We start from the raw sequence: 18,935 nt of genomic DNA, 5'->3' as shown, positions 1-18,935 counted from the left end.
CGTAATATTAAAACTTAGATTATATCTATATTTTACTTAATAAATCATTAATTTACTATTTTATATAAAAATATATAATTTCACTCTACTTAAACCACTAAAAATAAGAAGGAAAAATGGATATTTCAAGTCTAATAATTTTATCTTTTGCTTTAGCTGCAGATGCTTTTGCGGTTTCACTATGCAAAGGTTTTAGTGTTAAAGAATTAAAATTAAAGCATTATTTAATAGTTGGATTATATTTTGGTGGCTTTCAGGCTTTAATGCCTGCTATTGGATACACTCTAGGTGATTCTTTTGGTTCGTTTGTAGAAAAAATCGACCACTGGATTGCTTTCATTCTTCTTGGTGCTATAGGTGGTAAAATGATACAAGAATCTTTCAAAAATGATAGCTGTAAAGAAAATTCAAATTTATTTGATTTTAAAACCATGATAGCTCTTGCTATTGCAACTAGCATTGATGCACTTGCTGTTGGAGTGAGTTTTGCTTTTTTAAAAGTGGATTTGTTTATAGCATTGCTATGCATAGGTATGATCACTTTCATAATGTGTATTTTAGCTTTAAAAATAGGTAATAAATTCGGCATCTATCTCAAAAGTAAAGCCGAATTTCTAGGTGGTGCTATTTTAATTTTCCTAGCGGTTAAAATTTTATTTGAACATTTATCTTAAATATCTATTTCTATTCCTACGGGAGCGTGATCTGAACCAAAAATATCATCTCTTATGAAGGCATTTTTAAGCTTATCTTTTAAGCCATTAGAAATGAAAAAATAATCAATTCTCCAGCCCACATTTCTTTCTCTTGCTTTCATTCTATAGCTCCACCACGAATACTTTTCTTTAACATCACCATTTATATATCTAAAAGTATCTACAAAGCCTAGTTTTAACAAATCATCTATCCAAGCACGCTCAATAGGTAAAAAACCTGAAGTTTTTTCATTAGCTTTTGGGTGAGTTAAATCTATCTCGCGATGTGCAGTATTGACATCGCCACAGATAATGATTTCTTTACCTTCTTTTAAAAGCTTATCTAAATACACTAAAAAATCATTATAAAACTTCATTTTAAAGCTCAAGCGATCTTCGTCTTTTTGACCATTTGGAAAATAGATATTAAACAAAACTATATTTTTAAATCTATGCTCTAAAACCCTACCCTCATCATCATCAAAAAACTCGCATTTTTTTACTTCGCTATCAAAATTACACAAGCTCATTACACCTGAATATCCTGCTCTTTTAGCGCTATTTGAATACATATGTTTAAAAGGATATTCGTAAATTCTTTTTGGAAATTTATCCTCGTGTGCTTTGATTTCTTGAAAACCTATAAAGTCGATTTCTTCTTTTTCGATCCAATCAAGAGCATTTTTATCACAAATTGCCCTTAGGCCATTTACATTCCAAGAAAGTAATCTCATAAAAAACCTTTTTAATCTTATTTTTTGCTATTTTATAAGTAATTTATTAATTATATTCAAATAGACTAAGCTTTTTAATTTTATCTAAAGGAAATCAATGCACCTAAAGCTTTCATGGACTAAATTTACCTTGCTTAATACAATTTTTATTATGGTATTTAACTTTCCATTGTTTGAATTTGTATATGAAAAGATAAATCAAAATTCTATGCTTTTTAGTGTATTTTTTGGAATTTATTTTTTCTTAGTATTAGGTGTTTTATCTTTAATATATTTTCCATATATCACTAAAATTTTAAGTATATTTTTACTCAGCACTTGTGCGATTTGTAGCTATTTTATAAGTAATTATGGAGTATTAATCGATGATAGCATGATACAAAATGTCGTTGAGACAGACAATAGAGAGTTTTTTTCTTATTTTAACTTTTCTTTTGCATTATATATTCTAGCTTTTGTAGTTTTTCCTAGTGCACTTATACTCTTTACTAAGATTGACTATCAAAGATATATACTTAAGAAAAGCGTATTGTTTTTTAGTGCTTTAATTATATGTTTTGGTTTAATTGCCTTTACTTCCAAAACACTATTGCCTTTTCTAAGATCACATAATATCATTAGAATGTATAATCTACCTTTTTATCCTATATATTCGAGCATAGAATTTACAAAGAAAAAACTAGCAGGCAAAAAAGAACTAACTATCATATCAAATGATGCAAACTTAAAAGATACAAATACAACTAAGCTTATGGTTTTAGTAGTAGGCGAAACCGCTAGAGCAAGCAATTATTCTTTAGGTGATTATAAAACAAATGATACTAATTTTTATACTAAAAATGAACCAAATTTAGTGTATTTTAGCGATGTAAGCTCATGTGGAACTGCTACAGCAAAAAGCTTACCTTGTATGTTTTCAAGACACAAAAGAACAAGTTTTGAAAATGAGATATACGAAGAAAATGTTTTAGATATCTTGCAAAAAGTTGGAGTGCAAAGTATTTGGTTTGGCAATAACTCAGGAGGTTGTAAGGGAAATTGTGACCGCATAGAGCATAAATTAATCTCTAAAGATTACGATGAGAGCTTACTTGAGCTTGTAAAACAAGAGCTTGAAAATACCAACTCAAATAAAATCATCATAGTGCATTTGCAAGGCTCACATGGTCCAACCTACTATAAACGCTACCCAAGTGAGTTTAAAAAATTCATACCAACTTGCGATACAAACGAACTAAATACTTGCACTTATGAACAAATCATAAACACTTATGATAATACTTTGCTTTATACAGATTTTATTATAAAAAATCTCATAGATTTACTCAAAGAAAATCCAAATCAAGAAGCTTCTTTGCTTTATTTATCAGATCATGGAGAAAGCTTAGGTGAAAATGGAATTTATTTACATGGTATGCCTTATTTAATAGCACCAAAAGATCAAAAACACATACCAATGATATTTTGGAGCAAGGATAGTAAATTAAGTCAAGACTTACAAGGTAAAAAAGACTACAAACTTTCTCAAGATAATCTTTTTTCAAGTTTGCTAGGATATTTTGGCGTAAATAGCAAAGAATATGAAGAAAATTATGATTTATTTAGTAAAAATTTAAAGGAAAACCCACAATGAAACCAAAGTATTCTTTATTTAAAAATGCAAGTTATGCATTAAATGGAATTAAATTTTTACTCAAAGATGAAATGGCTTTTAGGATAGAATTTGCTATTATTTTACCTTTGATTTTTGTAAGCTTATTTTTGCCTGTAAGTTTTTTAGAACACTTTGTACTAATGTTTGTTTTGGTGCTAATTTTGATTGTAGAAGCACTAAATTCTGCTATAGAGGCTTGTGTGGATCTTTGCACGAGCGAATTTCACATCTTGGCTAAAAAAGCAAAAGATTGTGCGAGCGCTGGGGTGTTTTTTAGCGTGGTTTTAGCTATAATTACTTGGAGTTTTATTCTTTTTGATTTGGTTAGAGAATGGATGATAAAGTAAAAACACTATGTACGAAAATATTTGGTAAAAAACGCTTTGAAATTTTAGAATTTTTAGCCCTTCATGCTGATGATGATGGCTTTGTCTTTGCAAACATAGAAGAACTTTCTAAAAGTTTAAATATCAGCAAACCAACCATCATTTCTACTTTTAAATTTTTAGAAGAAAAAGCTTTACTTGAAAAACTTAAAAACGGCTTATATAAACTCAAATAGGAGATAAAATGACACTTAAAAACCCTTTGGATATGCATTTACATTTACGCGATGAAAGTATGCTTGAACTTGTAGCTCCATTTAGCGCAAAAGACTTTAAGGCAGGGGTTATCATGCCAAATTTAATTACCCCACTTACTGAAATAATTGCACTCAAAGCTTATAAAGAACGCATTTTAAAAGCATGTAATAATGAAGATTTTATACCCTTGATGACCTTATTTTTTAAAAACTATGATGAGAAATTTTTAGAAAAAGCTAAAGATGAGCTTTTTGCTATCAAGCTTTACCCTGCAGGTATAACTACCAACTCAGATAATGGAATTTCAAGTTTTGATATAGAAAAGTTAAAACCTACGCTAAACGCTATGAGTGAATTAAACATACCTTTGCTTGTGCATGGCGAAACCAATGATTTTGTAATGGATAGAGAAGCAAATTTTGCTAAAATCTATGAAAAACTAGCTAAAAACTTTCCAAAATTAAAAATTGTAATGGAACATATTACCACTAAGGTTTTATGTGATTTATTAAAAGATTATGAAAATTTATACGCAACTATCACTTTACACCATTTAATGATAACGCTTGATGATGTAGTAGGTGGCAAGATGGATCCGCATTTATTTTGTAAACCTATTGCAAAACGCTATGAAGACAAAGATGCTTTATGTGAGCTTGCTTTTAGTGGCTATGAAAAGGCTATATTTGGAAGCGATAGCGCGCCTCATCCATTGCATACTAAAGAATGCTGTGGTTGTGCAGCTGGCGTATTTAGTGCGCCGGTGATTTTACCTGTGTTAGCTGAACTTTTTGAAAAACACTCAAATGAAGCAAATTTACAGAAATTTATTTCAGATAATGCTTGTAAAATCCATAACCTTAAATTTGAAAAAAACAAAATCATCACTTTAGAAAAACAAGAATGGCAAGTAGCACAAAAATACGGCGATGTAGTGCCATTTATGGCAGGAAAAAATATTGGTTTTATGACTCTTTCATAAAACCAATAATCTTTTTAAAATTATCTTTTTTTATACCAAAAAACACCAAAAAAATATCAGCAATATACCAAAATAAAACCACAAATACACAAATAACATCTATAGGGGTATTAAATACAACATACAAAAACAGAAGCGATAATTTAGCACAACCAAGAAGCCAATCACCTTTATAAAATCTATCAACCCCGCAAGAACCAAAAGTAATGCTTAAGATTAAACCAAGCTCGGCATTTTTTAACTTAACTAAATTAAGTTTTTGAAGCTTATCTTCCGAAATATGCTTTAATTGTTCTTCAATAAAAGATAGTTTATTTGCAGGAATTTTATCTTTAAGATAAAGCAAAAACATCTTAATTATCAATCCAAAATACTATAAATTTTTGATAAGTTTCTCTTTTTGGTTTCTTTCCATACAAAATATAAATCCACCAAAACATATAGAGTAATAATCAATCTTAAAGTATCAATTTGTGTTACTGTTACAACCACAACAATAAAAACAAATAAAGCAATCTTAGCAAAAGCAATTTTTTTATCACCAATATAAAATCTATCTGCACCGCACCATCCAAAGAAAATACCTATAACCAAAGCAACTATATTACTTTTTAAAGGCGTTAAAGCAATTTGAGATAAAGCTTCCTCTGATGCATTAGATAATTTTTGTTGTAATTCACTCCATTTGTTTGATGGGGTTTTATCTTTAAGAGACAAAAATACAGAATTTGCATCCATTATATTTCCTTTATATTTATTTTCATAGAATAATATATTTATTCTATGAATAAAATTTTAATATTTGCTTCTATAATCTCTTCTACCTCATCTTTTACAAAGCTTTCTAGCTCTTGTTTATTTGCATTAATACCATTCATGCTCAAATGCCACAAAGCATTTTCTATCGCACTTTGCTTGTCTCTTTTTACCACTCTAGTTTCGTTAAAAATTTCATACTCATAAGGGATATTTTGCGCATTTAAAAAACTTTGCAAATCACTTTCATAAAAACCTTTAAAATGCGTGTTAAAATGCTCAAATATAGGATCTAAAAAGCTACTTTTACGCCTACTTGCCCAGCCTAAATACACCTTTTTAGAAGCTAAGCTTAAAAAAGCTTTATAGTCTTTTTCATTTTGTAAAGCAGGAGACATACTCAAAAAGGCTAAGTCAAATTTCGTGTTATTGTTTTTATAAAAGTTTTCAAAATCTAAATTTAAAGTTTTTACATTTGATATAGCATGAGTTTTTGCATCTTCTTGTAAAATTTCAAGCATAGCACTAGAGCTGTCTACACCCAAAACACTTTTTGCTTTTTGTGCTAAATGCAAAGTCCAAACACCGCTCCCACAACCTATATCCACCACGCTTTTACCTTGCAAGGATCCAAGTTTTGCAAAAGTAGCTTTTTGAATTTCGTTTAAACTATGATTATACCTTGTATAGCTTTTTGCTTTTTTATTCCATAAATTCATCTTCACTCCTTATTTTTTCTAATATAGTATAATATTTTTTTGTTTTTAGAAGGAAAATTATGCGTGTATTGTTTTTGTGTTTAATTTCATTTTTAAGTATATATGCCAAAGATTTGGTAAGTGTTAGTATAGCCCCACAAGCTTACTTTATAAAGCAAATTGCCAAAGAGACTTTAGATGTTAATATAGTCATACCACCTAATGCGAATGAACATACTTTCGAATTTAAGCCAAGCGGCATTTTAAAGCTTGAAAAAAGCGATATTTACTTCACAGCAAATTTAGAATTTGAAAAAATTTGGATTTTAAAACTTAAAGATAATCTCAAAAATACCAAAATCATCTCTACTCAAAATGGTATTGATTTTATACCTTTGCAGGAGCATGCTCACGAAGGACACCATCATGGAGATGACCCTCACACATGGCTTGATCCGCTTTTAGCAAAAACTCATGCTAAAAATATCGCCCTAGCACTTATAGAACAATACCCACAAAATAAAGCATTTTACGAGCAAAATTTAGAAAGTTTTTTAAAAGAACTTGATGAATTAAATCTACAAATACAAGCCTTGTTTAAACACACAAAAAATAAATATTTTTTAGTCTATCATCCATCTTGGGGGTATTTTACAAAAAGATATCATCTAAGCCAAATTCCTATAGAAATAGAAGGAAAAGAACCTAAGCCAAAAGACTTAGCCAAGCTTACAAAACTCATACAAAAAGAGCGAATAAAAGCTATTTTTATACCAAAAGAAGCTAATAACAACACCATTAAAGCTATGGCGAGTAATTATAATCTTAAAATCATAGAACTTGATCATTTGCCAAGTGATTATAAAAATGAGCTTTTAAAAGACGCAAAAAATATAGCAAGTGCTTTACAATGATAAAAATCAATATTAAAAATTTAAACTTTTCCTATAATCAAGATGAGGTTTTAAAAAATATCAACCTAAACTATGAAAGCAAAGACTTTTTAGCCATAGTAGGACCAAATGGCGGGGGCAAATCTACACTTTTAAAACTCATACTAGGCTTACTAAATAGCCATAAAAATATAAACTTTGAGGGATTGAGTTTAAAAGATATAGGTTATGTCCCACAAAATACTTTAGCTAATCCAAACTTTCCAGTACGCGTGCTAGAAGTGGTGATGATGGGTAGGGTGGATAAAAAATTCTTTGGTTTTTATACCAAAAAAGATCAAGAACAAGCCTTACTAGCATTAGAAAAAGTAGGTATGAGAAATTTTTGGGATAAAAAAATCAGCGAACTAAGCGGAGGCCAAAGACAAAGAGTTTATATAGCAAGAGCTCTAGCAAGTGAATGCAAGCTTTTAATCCTTGATGAGCCTACTGCAAGTATAGATACTAAAGGCTCAGTGCAGATTTTTGAGCTTTTGAAAAAATTACACGAAAGTGGGGTTGGTGTGATAGTAATATGCCATGATTTAAATGTAAGCTTAGCTTATGCAAATAAAATCGCATATTTAAATAAAGAATTATTCTTACATGAAAACACCCCTGAAAAAAAGGCACATTTACTAGCACATTTAAGCCAAAATCACACGCATTTTTGTGATGTGGAGCTTAGCTTGGAGCAGTGTTGCTGTGAAGGAAAAAACCATGCTTGAACTTTTATCTAGCTCTTTTATACAAAATGCTTTTTTGGCTGCATTTTTAACTAGTATTGCTTGTGGGATTATGGGGACTTTGATCATGATCAACCGCTTAAGCTCTATGGCAGGAGGCATTACGCATGGGGCTTTTGGGGGTATAGGTATAGCATTTTATTTTGGTTTGCCAGTACTTGTTAGCACGAGTTTATTTACTCTTTTTTTAGCCTTGCTTGTAGCATTTTTAGTGCAAAAATATCCTTTTAGAAGTGATAATATAGTCGGAGTTATATGGGCTTTTGGAATGGCTGTTGGTATCATACTCATAGACTTAACCCCTGGGTATAATGGTGATTTAATGGGGTATTTGTTTGGTAGCATTTTGTCTGTACCTACACAAGATATAGTTTTATTTGCAGTGATTGATGTGATTTTTATCATTTTAGTATTGCTTTTTTACCGCCAATTTGAAATTCTAAGCTTTGATAAAGAATTTGCAAACTTAAGAGGGGTTAAAACTAATCTTTTTCATTATCTTTTAATCGCGATGATGGCTTTTTGTATCGTTATAAGTATCAAAGTAGTAGGACTTATACTTGTGATAGCTTTGCTTAGCATACCTGCATTTATTGCTGAGAGTTTTTCTAAAAAGCTTGGTCAAATGATGATCATCTCTACGCTTTTGAGTATAAGTTTTTGTGTGATAGGACTTTTTGTGAGTTTTTATTATAACCTTGCAAGTGGAGCTTGTATCATAGCTAGCGCTTGTATAGCTTTTGTGCTTTATCTTTGCTTTAGCGCTTTTTTAAAGAAAAGTTAAAATTTACTTTTGCTTTAAAATACTATTTTCATGTACTCTTAAAAAACTAGCAAATTTTGGCTTGCCATTTTTGGTTAAGCCATTGTATTTAAAAGTGATGATAGCACCAATTAGTGGAGGGTTTAAGCGATCTCTTTCTTTAAAACCTGAACCTATCTTAAAACTTACTTTTTTACCCTCAATCACTGCTTCACAAAGCAAAGATCCCATTTTACCTTCAAATTTTCCTTTACCTTCAAAATGCTTTTTTACAACACATTCTGTATCATCAAAAGGTTTTAACTTAAAAGCATTGTTTGATCTTTTCTTTTCATAAGGTGCGTTGTTTAATCTTATGATCACGCCCTCGCCTTTATGCGAAATGATATCTTGGTAAAACTGCTTTAAATGATTTTTATCTTTAATGCGAATTTGTGGGATGATTTTTATAAAATCATTTGAGTTTTTAGCTAGATACTTTTTTAAAACTTCTAATCTTGCTTCTAAAGTACAAGGATCAAGTTTAAATTCCTCGCAAGCATTTGGCACATCAAAGACATTATAACTTACTTTTTGCCAAAGCTTTTCATCGGGATTTTCTTGGCGTATTAAAGATGAAATTTCTTCAAAAGAAGCTCTTTTTATCCAAAGTTCTCCATCTAACTCAAATTTAGGAAAGTTTTTTGTGAAAAATAAAGGAAGTTTTATAGTATTTCCTGCTCTTGTTTGCATAGACTTACCGCTCCAAAGTCCTCTTACGCCATCGAGCTTTTCGCTCATGAGATAATGGCTTAAATTTATATCTTTAAACACTTTTTCATCATAAACTTTAAAAAGTAAAATATCTTTAGCAAAAAGAGGATTTAAAAAGAGAGTAAAGAGAAAAACAAGGCTTATAAAAAGCCTTGTAATATGATTAAAGTGCTTTTTTAGCAGCATCTGCTATTTTAGCAAAAGCAGCTGCGTCATTCATCGCTAAATCAGCTAAGATTTTTCTATCAAGCTCAATGCCTGCTTTTTTAAGACCATTTATAAATCTTGAATAACTAATATCATTTAGTCTGCAAGCTGCATTGATACGTACTATCCAAAGACGACGGAAATCACGTTTTTTGCGGCGTCTATCACGATACGCATAAACCAAACTTCTTTCTAATTGTTCTTTAGCTTTTCTAAAGTGTTTGCGGCGACCACTATAAAAACCACGCGCAAGTTTTAAAACTTTTTTATGTCTGCGGCGTCTTACAACACCTGTTTTTACTCTTGCCATATTTATCCTTTCACAAATTGGCGTTCGTTAAACGAATCTTGCCCTTTAAAATAAGGGGAGTTTGAATGACTTTCGTCAAAAACTAAATTTAAGCGAGCTTAAATTCCTAACATTTTTTCAACCGCTTTAACATTGGTTGAGTGAACATACTTAGAAGTGCGAAGATCGCGCATTCTTTTAGCAGGTTTTTTAGTCAAAATGTGGCTTCTATAAGCAGCGCCTCTTTTGATTTTATTTTTACCTACTTTGAAGCGTTTAACAGCACTTTTAACGCTTTTCATTTTTGGCATGTGTATCCTTTGGATCAATTTTTTCATAAAAGAAAGCTATTATTTTACTACAACTATGCTTTAGAAAAATTAAATTTTTATATGACACAACCTGTCACAAAGGTTTAATATGATTTTATTAATTTTATAAAATCCAATAAAGGAGTCAAATGGCAATAATAGTCGGTGTTATAGCTATGATAGCTACTGCTATATGGGCTATTGTCTGTGGAGCCTTTTGGGCTTTATTTATATTTGTAGTGTGGTGCGTTATATTACCAAGTTTATTTTTAATAGAAAAATACGGACTTATAAATGTAGTGGTTTCTTATGTGCTAATTTTAGCAGGCGTAGTAGTACTTGCAAGGATAATTAAAAGCAAACAATACTAAACAAAACCTTGACAATACGGGGGGGGGGTATTGATATAATTAGCATAAAAAAATAATAAGGAGGGTTAAATAATATTAAAACATAATTTTCCTTGCACTTCATGTGGGGCATGTTGTAAAAATATTAATGGCATTGAAGAGTTGAAACACTTTAATATAAATGGTGTTTGCATTAATTTACAAGAAGATAATTCTTGTAAAATTTACAACGAAAGACCCTTGGTATGCAGAGTGGAAGATTTTTACAATAAATATTTTAAAGCCACTATGAGTAAAAAGGATTTTTATAACGAAAATATAAAAATATGTAATTTATTGCAAGATAAATTGAAACTAGATAAAAAATACAAAATAAATTTAATAACAAAGGAGATTTAAAATGGCAGTTCCATTTATTTTAGGCGGATTAGCTTTAGCAGCAGGTGTATTTGGTGCTAAAAAAGCATACGATGGTTATCAAGATAAATGCGCAGCAGAAGAGTTAGATAATGATGCCAAGGCAATTTTTGATTATGCAAAAGAAAATTTAGATGTAGCTAGAAAAAATGCTGAACAAGCTTTGGAAAATTTAGGGCATGCAAAGCTACATATTCATCAAAATTCTCTCAAAGAGTTTATTGATATTTTTTCTAAACTTAAAAATGTAGAAAGTAGTGATTTTTCTAAAGATGATTTAAAATTTAATATTAATGAATTTATAGAATTTACCAAAGAAAGTGTAATTGACTTTACAAAATTAGCTACGGGTGGGATAGCATCTCTTGGTGCTGGGGCTTTAGCTGGTCTTGGAGCTTATGGTAGTGTTGGATTACTTGCAAGCGCTTCTACTGGAACTTTGATTTCTACACTAAGTGGCGCAGCAGCTACTAATGCTACTTTAGCATGGCTTGGAGGAGGTAGCCTAGCTGCAGGTGGATTTGGAATGGCTGGTGGAATGGCTGTTTTAGGTGGTATAGTAGCTGCACCTGTTTTAGCAGTTGGAGGATTTTTATATTCTAAAGTTGGAGAGCAAGCTTTGGACGAAGCAAAAAGTAACCTACATAAAGCAAAAGCAGCAGCAAGTGAAATGGATACTGCAAGAATTGCAACAACAGCAATCGGTTCTATTGCAAATGAATCTCTTATAGCTATACAAAATTTAGATGAAATTTTAATTAAAGAATTACAAACTTTTAAATTAATGATTATAAGAGAAAATGATTATTCTAAATTTACTGATGATGAAAAAACATATACTCAATTTATTGTCAATTTAGTAAAAGCAATTAGTGGTATCTGTAAAGTAAATGTACTGACCGAAGATGGAATAGTAAATAAAGAATTTAAAAAAGCTGTCCAAATAGCACAAAATTTAAATAAAGAAATACAAACTATTTAAATTAAAAGCGGAATTTCCGCTTTTAAAATAAGGAAGATATCATGAATACCGTATCATTGTTTGATGAATTACTAGAAGAACTAGGGACACAAAGTTTAGCAAGATTACCCATCAATATATTTAATGTCAACTCATATGAAGCCTATATGGAAAGTGCAAAACTTACAACAAATATGCAAAAAGCTACGCAACAACATGGCAACAACCCAAATGGTTTTGGTCAATTTTTGGAAACACTAGAAGTTGGTAAAGAAAACATCAACAATGCATATAATAAAAATAAAAATAGAAGCTTCACAACAGATGAGCTTGCCGAAATAAGCAAAGTCTTCAAAGGAGAAAATGTTGATCTATACAAAAAAGAAACAATTTTGGCAAATTATAGCGATGAAGAAATTAAAAATTTGACAAACAATGCCAATCTAGACAACTTAACCAAAACAAATCATACTATAGTAGATACCGTAACTTTAAACGAAAAAGGTGAAATAGCTAAAACAGAACAATTAAAAGCTGTTAATGATAGTATATTTGGAAAAAAATATAATAAATATTTTGAAGCGATTAAAAATGGAAATTTAGACTATGTTAAAACTGATAAAGAAACTTACGAAAGGGCGCAAAAAGAAATAGAAAAGTTAGAAAGTGCTATAGAAAAAGCCCCTGAAGAAAAACAAGCTTCTTTAGAAAAAAAACTTCAAGAATATAAAAGCAAATTTTCTTTTCTTACTCAAGGCAATGAGAGAGAAAAAGCTGGCTATATACAAGAAGAAAGCAAAGATAAAACTATTACTATCAAAAAAAGTGATGATATATTTAGCAAAAAACATGAAGATGATTTTAATAAAATTAAAAATGGAGAAATAGATTATATTGTAGTCAATAAAAAAATATACGAAAATGCACAAAAAGAGATAGAAAAATTAGAAAGCACTATAGAAAAAGCATCCGAAGAAGAAAAAGAGTCTTTAAAAAAAGAACTTGAGACAAAGAAAGAGATTTTTAATCATTTAAAGAAAAACGAACCTACAAACCATACAGACAAAGATAAGGCCTTAAAAGAAGTATATATTATTCAAGCAAAACAAGCTGCTATAAATGTTTTTCAAACTGGAGCTAGTGATGCTGGTGTTGTTGTTCTTAGTACATTTGCAAGTGGTGTTATAGCTGAACTTAAAAGCGAATTTATAAAAAAAGAACATGAGGATTTTGAAGTAAGATTTAAGCGTTTGTTATCAAGAGTAATTGAAAGCGGGAAAGATGCTTTTATAAGAGGAGCTAGCTATGGTATTGTAGATGTTATTGTTGGAATTGCTTCGCAATATTTTAAAAGAATTGGTGGGCACTTAAAAGCTTTGTGGAAAAATTTAAGAAGTAGTTTAAAATCTATATGGAATGCAATATATGCTTATATAACTGGTAAAATTAAAAGTTTTGGTGAACTTATAAAAGTGATATTAAAATCTTTGTTTTCAGCCATCATGACTATATTTGCAATTGCCTTAGAAGAACAAATTTGTCAAGCATTAGGTGGAAGTCAATTAGCTCAAATTTTATCCATAGGAATATCCATTTTCATTTGTTCATTAGCTGTAGTTTTATTTTCTAAAACTGTTGAAATAACAATAAATAGCTTTGTTGCAATTTTTGCTAAAGCGAATTTAGCTAAAGCAAGAAGAGAAGAAGTTGAAATGGTTTTTGATAAAATCATGCCTAAAATGATAGAAAACCAAGGAACTTTGCAGATTTTCATAGATGATTATATGTGTGATTTAAAAAATACTAACAATATGAGTTTTCAAGAATTACAAACCGCTTTAAATAACAGTAACTATACACAAGCAAATCAATCTATTATAAAACTTGCAGAAAAATTTGGTGTTGATGATTTATTTAAAACACGAAAAGAATTTGATGATTTTATGTTTAGCAATGAAAATTTAAAAATATAAAAGGAAAAAATGGGATTTTTAGATACTTTAAAATCTATAGCAATTAGTGCAAAATACGGAATTGGTTGGCACGGAGGAACTTATAACAATGAAGAAGAAAAACCTCGATGCTATCTTTCAAAAACATGCCCTGACTGTAATGAATATATCAGTAAATACAATCACAACCTTGCAGAAAGAGTTATAACAGATCCATACTCTTGCAGAGGTTATGAAGAATGTATTTATTGTCAGTACAGAGAATTTGAAACATATCACAAATTTGAAAAAGTAAGAAAAAATGAAAGATGTCAGACAATAGAAAAATGCTCTCAATGCGGAAAAGAGCGTTTGGGCGATATACAACATTCTTGGGTACAGATTCCTTTTACAAATAAAGACGCCTCTATTAATAGAAAAAAACCATGCTAAACAAACTACCTCAACTTTTTTCATTGCTTTTTAGCTATAAATCAAACATCTTTGATATCATCTCAAAGCCAAAGCAAGCTTATACTTACACTAAGTTTGCTTTAGAGCTAAAAGAGCTTTATGAAAAAGAAAATGATAAAACCGAAGCTGCTTTTATCATCCTAGATAGAGTGCTTAAATTTAAAAAAGAAAACCCTGATGATTTTGATGATTTTTTAAAGCTTATTCAAGAACTTTTAACTACCTATGAAAATGATCCAAAAACAATCAAACAAAACATCAAAGATTTGCTAAAATAAACAAAAAAGGTTGTATATGGAAAAAGACAAGCTTTCTACGCGTTTAGTTTCTATACTGCAGTGTTTAAACAATGGCGAGCGTTTTAGCTTAGAAGAGCTTGCACAAGAATTTAATGTCAGTATTCGCACCATACAAAGAGACTTGCACGAACGCCTTGCTTTTATCCCTATAAAAAAAGAAAATGGAAAATACTTTTTAGAAGGCTATGTTTTAGGAAAATTAAGCTTTAAAGATATACAAAATTTTGCTATTTTAAGCGGTATAGGTAGGCTTTATCCTAGTTTAGATAAAGAGTTTTTAAACGACTTGCTTAATGAAAAAATCAATAAAGCTTTTTTAGTCAAAACCCAAAGCTATGAAACACTTAATAGAGAAGTTTTTGAAGAACTAAGCGCAGCTATCATAGCAAAATATCCCATTAGCTTTTACTACAAAGAAAAATACAGAAAAGCAAATCCATACAAACTCATTAATATTGACCACATATGGTATCTTTTAGCAGATGAAAACGATACTTTAAAAACCTTTACTTTTTCTAAAATCACACAACTAAGAGTAGAAAAGAAAGAAATTTTTACCCCGAAAGAAAAGTTTTTAAAACAAATTCAAAAAGATCAAAGTAACTGGATTAGCAAAGAAAACAAAGAAGCTATTTTAAAACTTGATAAAAAAGCTAAAGAATATTTCTTAAGAAAAAATGCCCTTGCTAAATACGAATTTATAAATGAGGATGAGAATTTCATTTATATCAAGGCATTTTATACTTATGATGATGAGCTTTTAAATTTGATAAGATATTGGATACCATATATTAAAATAAACAAACCTATTGCTTTAAAAGAAAAGCTTTTTGAGCAATTAAACGCATACATGCAAGATTAGCGTTTTTTTAATACATAGAGTTGTTCTTGTATATGCATAGAGCGTTTAGAAAGGTTTCTACTAGCTCTAAAGGCATTATACTTTTGCTCAAGCACAAAGCATTCTCCAAGATTTTGAAGTCTTTTTGTGAAATTTTCTTTTTTTACAAAACCCTCACAATTATAAGAAAGCAACACAATCTTAGCTTTTAAATCATTTATCAAATCAAACAAAGCATCTTCGGCTTTTTTTTCTTTGTTAAAAGCACTGCGGTTCCAGTCTTTTGGTATACCAGAAACCTTTGAAATTTCCTTTGGCTTTTTATAATTAGCGATTAAATTTAACATAAAATAATTTGATCCATAAGGGTGCTGATTATAAGGTGGATCTAAATACGCCACATCAAAGCTATCAAGCTCTTTAGCTAAAACATTTGCATCTTTTTGAAAAACCTCATACTTACAAATAAAATTTGAAAAAACAGGCATTTTTAAAGCTATATCACCCTTTATACGACTAAGCGCATTTGCTCCATTTCCTCCAAATTTTCCCACTCCATTTTTATCTTTATAAAAACCTTTAAAAACCCCACTTGTATTCGCATGCACACTTGCTTCATAGATAAGCGGCGCGATGAAGTATTTTTGTATATTACTTGGCAGGCTTGAAATTTTTTCTCGCATAGAATCTAAATACATAGCATTTTTAAGCGTGTAGAAAACTCTTTCATTCTTTTGGATATATTCATCATCATTTGGCGCATAAAGCTTACTTATAAAGCCTTTTTTAAGTTTTAAATCAGAAATTAAAAAATCATAATATTTTTGTAATTCTTGTAAAAATTGTGCATTTTGATTGCTTAAATAACACTCATTGATGATTTTAGAATAATCTTCCAAATCATTCGCCATGATAAAACTCGCATAAGGCCTCACAAAACGCGAAACTACCCCAGAGCCACTAAATACATCACAAAAACTAAATTTGTCTTTTTTAAGCTCATTTTGTGCAAATTTAAAGCCTTGATTTAAAAACTCAAGCAAGGATCTTTTATTGCCAAGATAAGTTATGATTTGTTCTTTTAAAAATTGCGGATTTTCTTCTAGCATAAGTTTAAAATACAAGCCTTAAAAGGCTTGTGACTATTTTTTCTTTTTAGGAGTTACTAGCATATTTACATAGCGTCCTTCAAGCAAAGGCTCTTTATCTCTATCTGCTATATCTTCAACCATTTGCCAAATTTTTTCAAGCAAAACTATCCCTGCTTCAGGAGAGCCTATCTCACGACCTTTTAAAAACACTCTAAATTTTACATGCTTGCCTTGCTCTAAAAACTCACTTGCATGTTTGACTTTATAATTAATATCATTTTGAGCAATTTTCACAGAAAGTTTGATTTCTTTTATATCAATAACTTTTTGCTTTTTCTTCGCTTCTTTTTGCTTCTTTTCTTGCTGATAACGGAATTTTCCATAGTCCATTATCTTGCATACAGGTGGCTTGGCTTCGGGAGCTATCATCACCAAATCAAGTCCTAGTCTATTTGCTATATCTAGTGCTTCATCACTACTAATAATACCATAAACCTTGCCATCATCACCTATACATCTGATTTCATCTGCTTGAATTTCTTCATTTAGCAATACTTCTTTTTCTTTACTCAAAAGCGTACCTCACTTAATTTCTCCTTTGTTAGGGTTATAAACTCATCTAAAGTCATTGTTTTTTGTTCTTTTGCTCTTCTATCTCTTAAAGCCACACTTTGATTTGCTACTTCTTCATCACCTAAAACAAGTATCATAGGCACATGTGCTTTTTCAGCAGTGCGGATTTTTTTATTTAAGCTTTCATTTTTATTATACACTTCACTATCAATACCAAGTTCTAAAAGTTTTCTTGCTATTCCTTTTGCATACTCGTGATGATTTTGTGAAATAGGCACTATAGCTACTTGAGTTGGTGCTATGAAAAACGGCAATTCACCCGCACAATGCTCTACTAAAATTCCTATAAATCTCTCAAAAGAACCCAAAATAGCACGGTGAAGCATTACAGGTTGTTTTTTCTCATTATCTGCGTCTGTGTATTCAAGTTTGAAACGACTTGGCAAGTTAAAATCTACTTGTATAGTTCCACACTGCCATTTTCTTTTTAGCGCATCAGTGATTTTGATGTCGATTTTTGGACCATAGAAAGCTCCACCGCCCTCATCAATGCCATATTTTAAACCTTGTTCATCTAAAGCTTCTTTTAAAGCCTTTGTAGCTATATCCCAAATTTCATCATCACCTATTGCTTTTGCTGGGCGTGTTGAAATTTCCATTTCATAATCAAACTCAAAAGCCTTCATCAAAGTATCAACAAAGCTTAAAATTTCTAAAACTTGTTCTTTTATCTGACTTGGCATACAAAAAATATGCGCGTCATCTTGAGTAAATTCTCTTACCCTAAAAAGCCCGTGTAAAACTCCACTTTTTTCATGGCGGTGTACCACGCCGTATTCAAAAAATTTCAAAGGTAAATCACGATAACTTCTAACATCACTTTGATAAATTTTAATATGTCCTACACAATTCATCGGCTTAATGCCGTATTCTTGCTCATCAATTTGCGTAAAATACATATTTTCTTTATAGTTTGCATAATGCCCACTAATTTTCCACGCATCAGCTTTTAAAAGCTCAGGTCCACGTACAGGTTCGTAGCCTCTTAATCTATGTGCTTTATATAATAAATGCTCTAATTTACTTCTTAATTTTGCACCATTGCTAAGCCATATAGGAAGCCCACCACCTATTTCATCATCAAAGGCAAAAAGTTTCATTTCATTGCCAAGTTTTCTATGATCTCTTTTTTTAGCTTCTTCTATGATTTTTAGATATTCATTTAAACTTTCTTTATCTGCAAAAGCAGTGCCATAAATTCTTGTAAGCATTTCTCTTTTTTCATCACCGCCTAAATACGCTCCTGCTACTCGAGTAAGCTTGAAAAATCTTAAATATCTAGTATTTGGCACATGGGGTCCACGGCATAAATCTTCAAATTCGCCTTGCTTATAAATACTTACTTTTCCATCAGGGATTCTTAGTAAAACTTCTTGTTTTAAATCATCATTAGCAAATTTTTCTTTAACCTCAGTCTTTGAGAGTTCGTATTTTGTGATGTCTAGCTTTGCTTCTGCTAGTTCTTTCATTTTCTTTTCGATTTTATTTAAATCTTCTTCTGAAATCTTACTATCAACTCTAAAATCATAATAAAACCCATCTTCTATCACAGGCCCTACGAAAAATTTAGCCTCTGGATATAAACTTTTAATCGCTTGAGCCATTAAATGCGCACAAGAGTGGCGGATAACTTCTAAGCTTTCTTTAGAGTTATCAAAATAAATCGGAGTTAAATTTGTGTCATTATTAAAACTTTGAGTATCTATCAAAGTTTCATTATTTGCATATGCAATTATATCTTTTGTCATTTCTACCCTTAACACTCACTAACCTTGTGAGCTTAAATTAAAATATAAGACTAATTTTAGCTATGAAAAACTTAAACTTTTTTTAA

The 18,935-nt window shown here is 30.5% G+C and carries 25 protein-coding genes; 15 read left to right on the top strand and 10 right to left on the bottom strand.

Annotated elements, in window-relative coordinates:
* The first annotated feature begins 116 nt into the window (after positions 1–116).
* Positions 117–674: a manganese efflux pump MntP gene (locus EL235_RS00300; protein ID WP_126340580.1), complete on the top strand. Its 558-nt coding sequence runs from the start codon at positions 117–119 to the stop codon at positions 672–674.
* On the opposite strand, the gene EL235_RS00295 is transcribed toward EL235_RS00300, so the two are convergent.
* On the bottom strand, positions 671–1,429 hold the full coding sequence (locus EL235_RS00295; protein WP_039625076.1) for an exodeoxyribonuclease III: 759 nt from the start codon (positions 1,427–1,429) through the stop codon (positions 671–673). The genes EL235_RS00300 and EL235_RS00295 overlap by 4 nt on opposite strands.
* A gap of 97 nt (positions 1,430–1,526) precedes the next feature.
* Here EL235_RS00295 and EL235_RS00290 point away from each other — a divergent pair, with 97 nt between their 5' ends.
* Genes EL235_RS00290 through pyrC form a run of 4 tightly spaced genes read left to right on the top strand, consistent with a single transcriptional unit; the run spans position 1,527 to position 4,649 of the window.
* Positions 1,527–3,062: a phosphoethanolamine transferase gene (locus EL235_RS00290; protein ID WP_126340579.1), complete on the top strand. Its 1,536-nt coding sequence runs from the start codon at positions 1,527–1,529 to the stop codon at positions 3,060–3,062.
* Positions 3,059–3,430, top strand: a complete 372-nt coding sequence (locus tag EL235_RS00285) for a diacylglycerol kinase (protein WP_039625073.1) — start codon at positions 3,059–3,061, stop codon at positions 3,428–3,430. The genes EL235_RS00290 and EL235_RS00285 overlap by 4 nt, the downstream gene beginning before the upstream one ends.
* Positions 3,415–3,645 carry a helix-turn-helix domain-containing protein gene (locus EL235_RS00280; protein ID WP_039625071.1) on the top strand — a complete coding sequence of 77 codons (231 nt, stop codon included), beginning with the start codon at positions 3,415–3,417 and terminating at the stop codon, positions 3,643–3,645. The genes EL235_RS00285 and EL235_RS00280 overlap by 16 nt, the downstream gene beginning before the upstream one ends.
* An 8-nt stretch (positions 3,646–3,653) precedes the next feature.
* Entirely contained in the window at positions 3,654–4,649 is a 996-nt protein-coding gene (gene pyrC / locus EL235_RS00275; protein WP_126340578.1) for a dihydroorotase, read from the top strand.
* Here pyrC and EL235_RS00270 read toward each other — a convergent pair.
* The 3 genes from EL235_RS00270 to EL235_RS00260 are packed head-to-tail and all read right to left on the bottom strand — an operon-like array spanning position 4,633 to position 6,124.
* Complete coding sequence (locus tag EL235_RS00270) at positions 4,633–5,001, bottom strand: TM2 domain-containing protein (protein ID WP_039627667.1); 369 nt, start codon at positions 4,999–5,001, stop codon at positions 4,633–4,635. The two genes, pyrC and EL235_RS00270, sit on opposite strands and share 17 nt — an antisense overlap.
* A gap of 8 nt (positions 5,002–5,009) precedes the next feature.
* The gene (locus tag EL235_RS00265; protein WP_047207843.1) at positions 5,010–5,387 is read right to left on the bottom strand and encodes a TM2 domain-containing protein; all 378 of its coding nucleotides are present in this window, start codon (positions 5,385–5,387) and stop codon (positions 5,010–5,012) included.
* A gap of 38 nt (positions 5,388–5,425) precedes the next feature.
* Positions 5,426–6,124 carry a class I SAM-dependent methyltransferase gene (locus tag EL235_RS00260; RefSeq protein ID WP_126340577.1) on the bottom strand — a complete coding sequence of 233 codons (699 nt, stop codon included), beginning with the start codon at positions 6,122–6,124 and terminating at the stop codon, positions 5,426–5,428.
* A gap of 59 nt (positions 6,125–6,183) precedes the next feature.
* Between EL235_RS00260 and EL235_RS00255 the strand changes: the two genes are divergently transcribed.
* Genes EL235_RS00255 through EL235_RS00245 form a run of 3 tightly spaced genes read left to right on the top strand, consistent with a single transcriptional unit; the run spans position 6,184 to position 8,565 of the window.
* Positions 6,184–7,017 carry a metal ABC transporter solute-binding protein, Zn/Mn family gene (locus tag EL235_RS00255; protein WP_126340576.1) on the top strand — a complete coding sequence of 278 codons (834 nt, stop codon included), beginning with the start codon at positions 6,184–6,186 and terminating at the stop codon, positions 7,015–7,017.
* Positions 7,014–7,763, top strand: a complete 750-nt coding sequence (locus EL235_RS00250; RefSeq protein ID WP_126340575.1) for a metal ABC transporter ATP-binding protein — start codon at positions 7,014–7,016, stop codon at positions 7,761–7,763. The genes EL235_RS00255 and EL235_RS00250 overlap by 4 nt, the downstream gene beginning before the upstream one ends.
* Positions 7,756–8,565: a metal ABC transporter permease gene (locus EL235_RS00245; RefSeq protein WP_126340574.1), complete on the top strand. Its 810-nt coding sequence runs from the start codon at positions 7,756–7,758 to the stop codon at positions 8,563–8,565. Before EL235_RS00250 ends, EL235_RS00245 begins: the two co-directional genes overlap by 8 nt.
* 3 nt (positions 8,566–8,568) lie before the next feature.
* Here the strand turns inward: EL235_RS00245 and EL235_RS00240 are convergent, their stop codons facing one another.
* The 3 genes from EL235_RS00240 to rpmI form a co-directional block, all read right to left on the bottom strand.
* Positions 8,569–9,483: a DNA ligase gene (locus EL235_RS00240; RefSeq protein ID WP_126340573.1), complete on the bottom strand. Its 915-nt coding sequence runs from the start codon at positions 9,481–9,483 to the stop codon at positions 8,569–8,571.
* A complete protein-coding gene (gene rplT, locus EL235_RS00235; protein WP_039617097.1) occupies positions 9,461–9,814 on the bottom strand; it encodes a 50S ribosomal protein L20 in 354 nt (117 codons plus the stop codon). Before rplT ends, EL235_RS00240 begins: the two co-directional genes overlap by 23 nt.
* A 98-nt stretch (positions 9,815–9,912) precedes the next feature.
* Positions 9,913–10,104, bottom strand: coding sequence for a 50S ribosomal protein L35 (gene rpmI / locus EL235_RS00230; protein ID WP_039617094.1), 192 nt, complete (start codon positions 10,102–10,104; stop codon positions 9,913–9,915).
* Between the two features lie 149 nt (positions 10,105–10,253).
* Here rpmI and EL235_RS00225 point away from each other — a divergent pair, with 149 nt between their 5' ends.
* The 7 genes from EL235_RS00225 (at position 10,254) to EL235_RS00195 (ending at position 15,398) form a co-directional block, all read left to right on the top strand.
* Positions 10,254–10,475, top strand: a complete 222-nt coding sequence (locus EL235_RS00225) for a hypothetical protein (protein WP_126340572.1) — start codon at positions 10,254–10,256, stop codon at positions 10,473–10,475.
* Positions 10,476–10,544: 69 nt separating this feature from the next.
* Complete coding sequence (locus EL235_RS00220; protein WP_197719683.1) at positions 10,545–10,853, top strand: YkgJ family cysteine cluster protein; 309 nt, start codon at positions 10,545–10,547, stop codon at positions 10,851–10,853.
* Between the two features lies 1 nt (position 10,854).
* The gene (locus tag EL235_RS00215) at positions 10,855–11,853 is read left to right on the top strand and encodes a hypothetical protein (RefSeq protein WP_197719676.1); all 999 of its coding nucleotides are present in this window, start codon (positions 10,855–10,857) and stop codon (positions 11,851–11,853) included.
* Between the two features lie 41 nt (positions 11,854–11,894).
* A complete protein-coding gene (locus tag EL235_RS00210) occupies positions 11,895–13,805 on the top strand; it encodes a hypothetical protein (protein ID WP_126340571.1) in 1,911 nt (636 codons plus the stop codon).
* 9 nt (positions 13,806–13,814) lie between these two features.
* Entirely contained in the window at positions 13,815–14,216 is a 402-nt protein-coding gene (locus EL235_RS00205; RefSeq protein WP_126340570.1) for a hypothetical protein, read from the top strand.
* The gene (locus tag EL235_RS00200; protein ID WP_039625032.1) at positions 14,210–14,515 is read left to right on the top strand and encodes a hypothetical protein; all 306 of its coding nucleotides are present in this window, start codon (positions 14,210–14,212) and stop codon (positions 14,513–14,515) included. Before EL235_RS00205 ends, EL235_RS00200 begins: the two co-directional genes overlap by 7 nt.
* A gap of 16 nt (positions 14,516–14,531) precedes the next feature.
* Entirely contained in the window at positions 14,532–15,398 is an 867-nt protein-coding gene (locus EL235_RS00195) for a helix-turn-helix transcriptional regulator (RefSeq protein WP_126340569.1), read from the top strand.
* On the opposite strand, the gene EL235_RS00190 is transcribed toward EL235_RS00195, so the two are convergent.
* Genes EL235_RS00190 through thrS form a run of 3 tightly spaced genes read right to left on the bottom strand, consistent with a single transcriptional unit; the run spans position 15,395 to position 18,849 of the window.
* The gene (locus EL235_RS00190; RefSeq protein ID WP_126340568.1) at positions 15,395–16,486 is read right to left on the bottom strand and encodes a DNA adenine methylase; all 1,092 of its coding nucleotides are present in this window, start codon (positions 16,484–16,486) and stop codon (positions 15,395–15,397) included. The two genes, EL235_RS00195 and EL235_RS00190, sit on opposite strands and share 4 nt — an antisense overlap.
* Before the next feature lie 33 nt (positions 16,487–16,519).
* Complete coding sequence (infC, locus tag EL235_RS00185; RefSeq protein ID WP_039625026.1) at positions 16,520–17,041, bottom strand: translation initiation factor IF-3; 522 nt, start codon at positions 17,039–17,041, stop codon at positions 16,520–16,522.
* Positions 17,038–18,849 (bottom strand): threonine--tRNA ligase, encoded by a 1,812-nt coding sequence (gene thrS, locus EL235_RS00180; protein WP_114640749.1) that lies wholly within the window; start codon positions 18,847–18,849, stop codon positions 17,038–17,040. Before thrS ends, infC begins: the two co-directional genes overlap by 4 nt.
* Positions 18,850–18,935 lie beyond the last annotated feature (86 nt).

Origin of the sequence: Campylobacter lari, from assembly GCF_900638335.1 — a bacterium.
In the GTDB taxonomy this organism is placed as follows: Bacteria; Campylobacterota; Campylobacteria; order Campylobacterales; family Campylobacteraceae; genus Campylobacter_D; species Campylobacter_D lari_E.
Note: the sequence above shows the minus strand (reverse complement) of the source record. Positions and strands in the feature narration are given on the sequence as shown.

Bases quoted from the DNA above. Each gene is read 5' to 3' on its own strand.
- EL235_RS00300 (WP_126340580.1), top strand. From the start codon at position 117: ATGGATATTTCAAGTCTAATAATTTTATCTTTTGCTTTAGCTGCAGAT.
- EL235_RS00295 (WP_039625076.1), bottom strand. From the start codon at position 1,429: ATGAGATTACTTTCTTGGAATGTAAATGGCCTAAGGGCAATTTGTGAT.
- EL235_RS00290 (WP_126340579.1), top strand. From the start codon at position 1,527: ATGCACCTAAAGCTTTCATGGACTAAATTTACCTTGCTTAATACAATT.
- EL235_RS00285 (WP_039625073.1), top strand. From the start codon at position 3,059: ATGAAACCAAAGTATTCTTTATTTAAAAATGCAAGTTATGCATTAAAT.
- EL235_RS00280 (WP_039625071.1), top strand. From the start codon at position 3,415: ATGGATGATAAAGTAAAAACACTATGTACGAAAATATTTGGTAAAAAA.
- pyrC (WP_126340578.1), top strand. From the start codon at position 3,654: ATGACACTTAAAAACCCTTTGGATATGCATTTACATTTACGCGATGAA.
- EL235_RS00270 (WP_039627667.1), bottom strand. From the start codon at position 5,001: ATGTTTTTGCTTTATCTTAAAGATAAAATTCCTGCAAATAAACTATCT.
- EL235_RS00265 (WP_047207843.1), bottom strand. From the start codon at position 5,387: ATGGATGCAAATTCTGTATTTTTGTCTCTTAAAGATAAAACCCCATCA.
- EL235_RS00260 (WP_126340577.1), bottom strand. From the start codon at position 6,124: ATGAATTTATGGAATAAAAAAGCAAAAAGCTATACAAGGTATAATCAT.
- EL235_RS00255 (WP_126340576.1), top strand. From the start codon at position 6,184: ATGCGTGTATTGTTTTTGTGTTTAATTTCATTTTTAAGTATATATGCC.
- EL235_RS00250 (WP_126340575.1), top strand. From the start codon at position 7,014: ATGATAAAAATCAATATTAAAAATTTAAACTTTTCCTATAATCAAGAT.
- EL235_RS00245 (WP_126340574.1), top strand. From the start codon at position 7,756: ATGCTTGAACTTTTATCTAGCTCTTTTATACAAAATGCTTTTTTGGCT.
- EL235_RS00240 (WP_126340573.1), bottom strand. From the start codon at position 9,483: ATGCTGCTAAAAAAGCACTTTAATCATATTACAAGGCTTTTTATAAGC.
- rplT (WP_039617097.1), bottom strand. From the start codon at position 9,814: ATGGCAAGAGTAAAAACAGGTGTTGTAAGACGCCGCAGACATAAAAAA.
- rpmI (WP_039617094.1), bottom strand. From the start codon at position 10,104: ATGCCAAAAATGAAAAGCGTTAAAAGTGCTGTTAAACGCTTCAAAGTA.
- EL235_RS00225 (WP_126340572.1), top strand. From the start codon at position 10,254: ATGGCAATAATAGTCGGTGTTATAGCTATGATAGCTACTGCTATATGG.
- EL235_RS00215 (WP_197719676.1), top strand. From the start codon at position 10,855: ATGGCAGTTCCATTTATTTTAGGCGGATTAGCTTTAGCAGCAGGTGTA.
- EL235_RS00210 (WP_126340571.1), top strand. From the start codon at position 11,895: ATGAATACCGTATCATTGTTTGATGAATTACTAGAAGAACTAGGGACA.
- EL235_RS00205 (WP_126340570.1), top strand. From the start codon at position 13,815: ATGGGATTTTTAGATACTTTAAAATCTATAGCAATTAGTGCAAAATAC.
- EL235_RS00200 (WP_039625032.1), top strand. From the start codon at position 14,210: ATGCTAAACAAACTACCTCAACTTTTTTCATTGCTTTTTAGCTATAAA.
- EL235_RS00195 (WP_126340569.1), top strand. From the start codon at position 14,532: ATGGAAAAAGACAAGCTTTCTACGCGTTTAGTTTCTATACTGCAGTGT.
- EL235_RS00190 (WP_126340568.1), bottom strand. From the start codon at position 16,486: ATGCTAGAAGAAAATCCGCAATTTTTAAAAGAACAAATCATAACTTAT.
- thrS (WP_114640749.1), bottom strand. From the start codon at position 18,849: ATGACAAAAGATATAATTGCATATGCAAATAATGAAACTTTGATAGAT.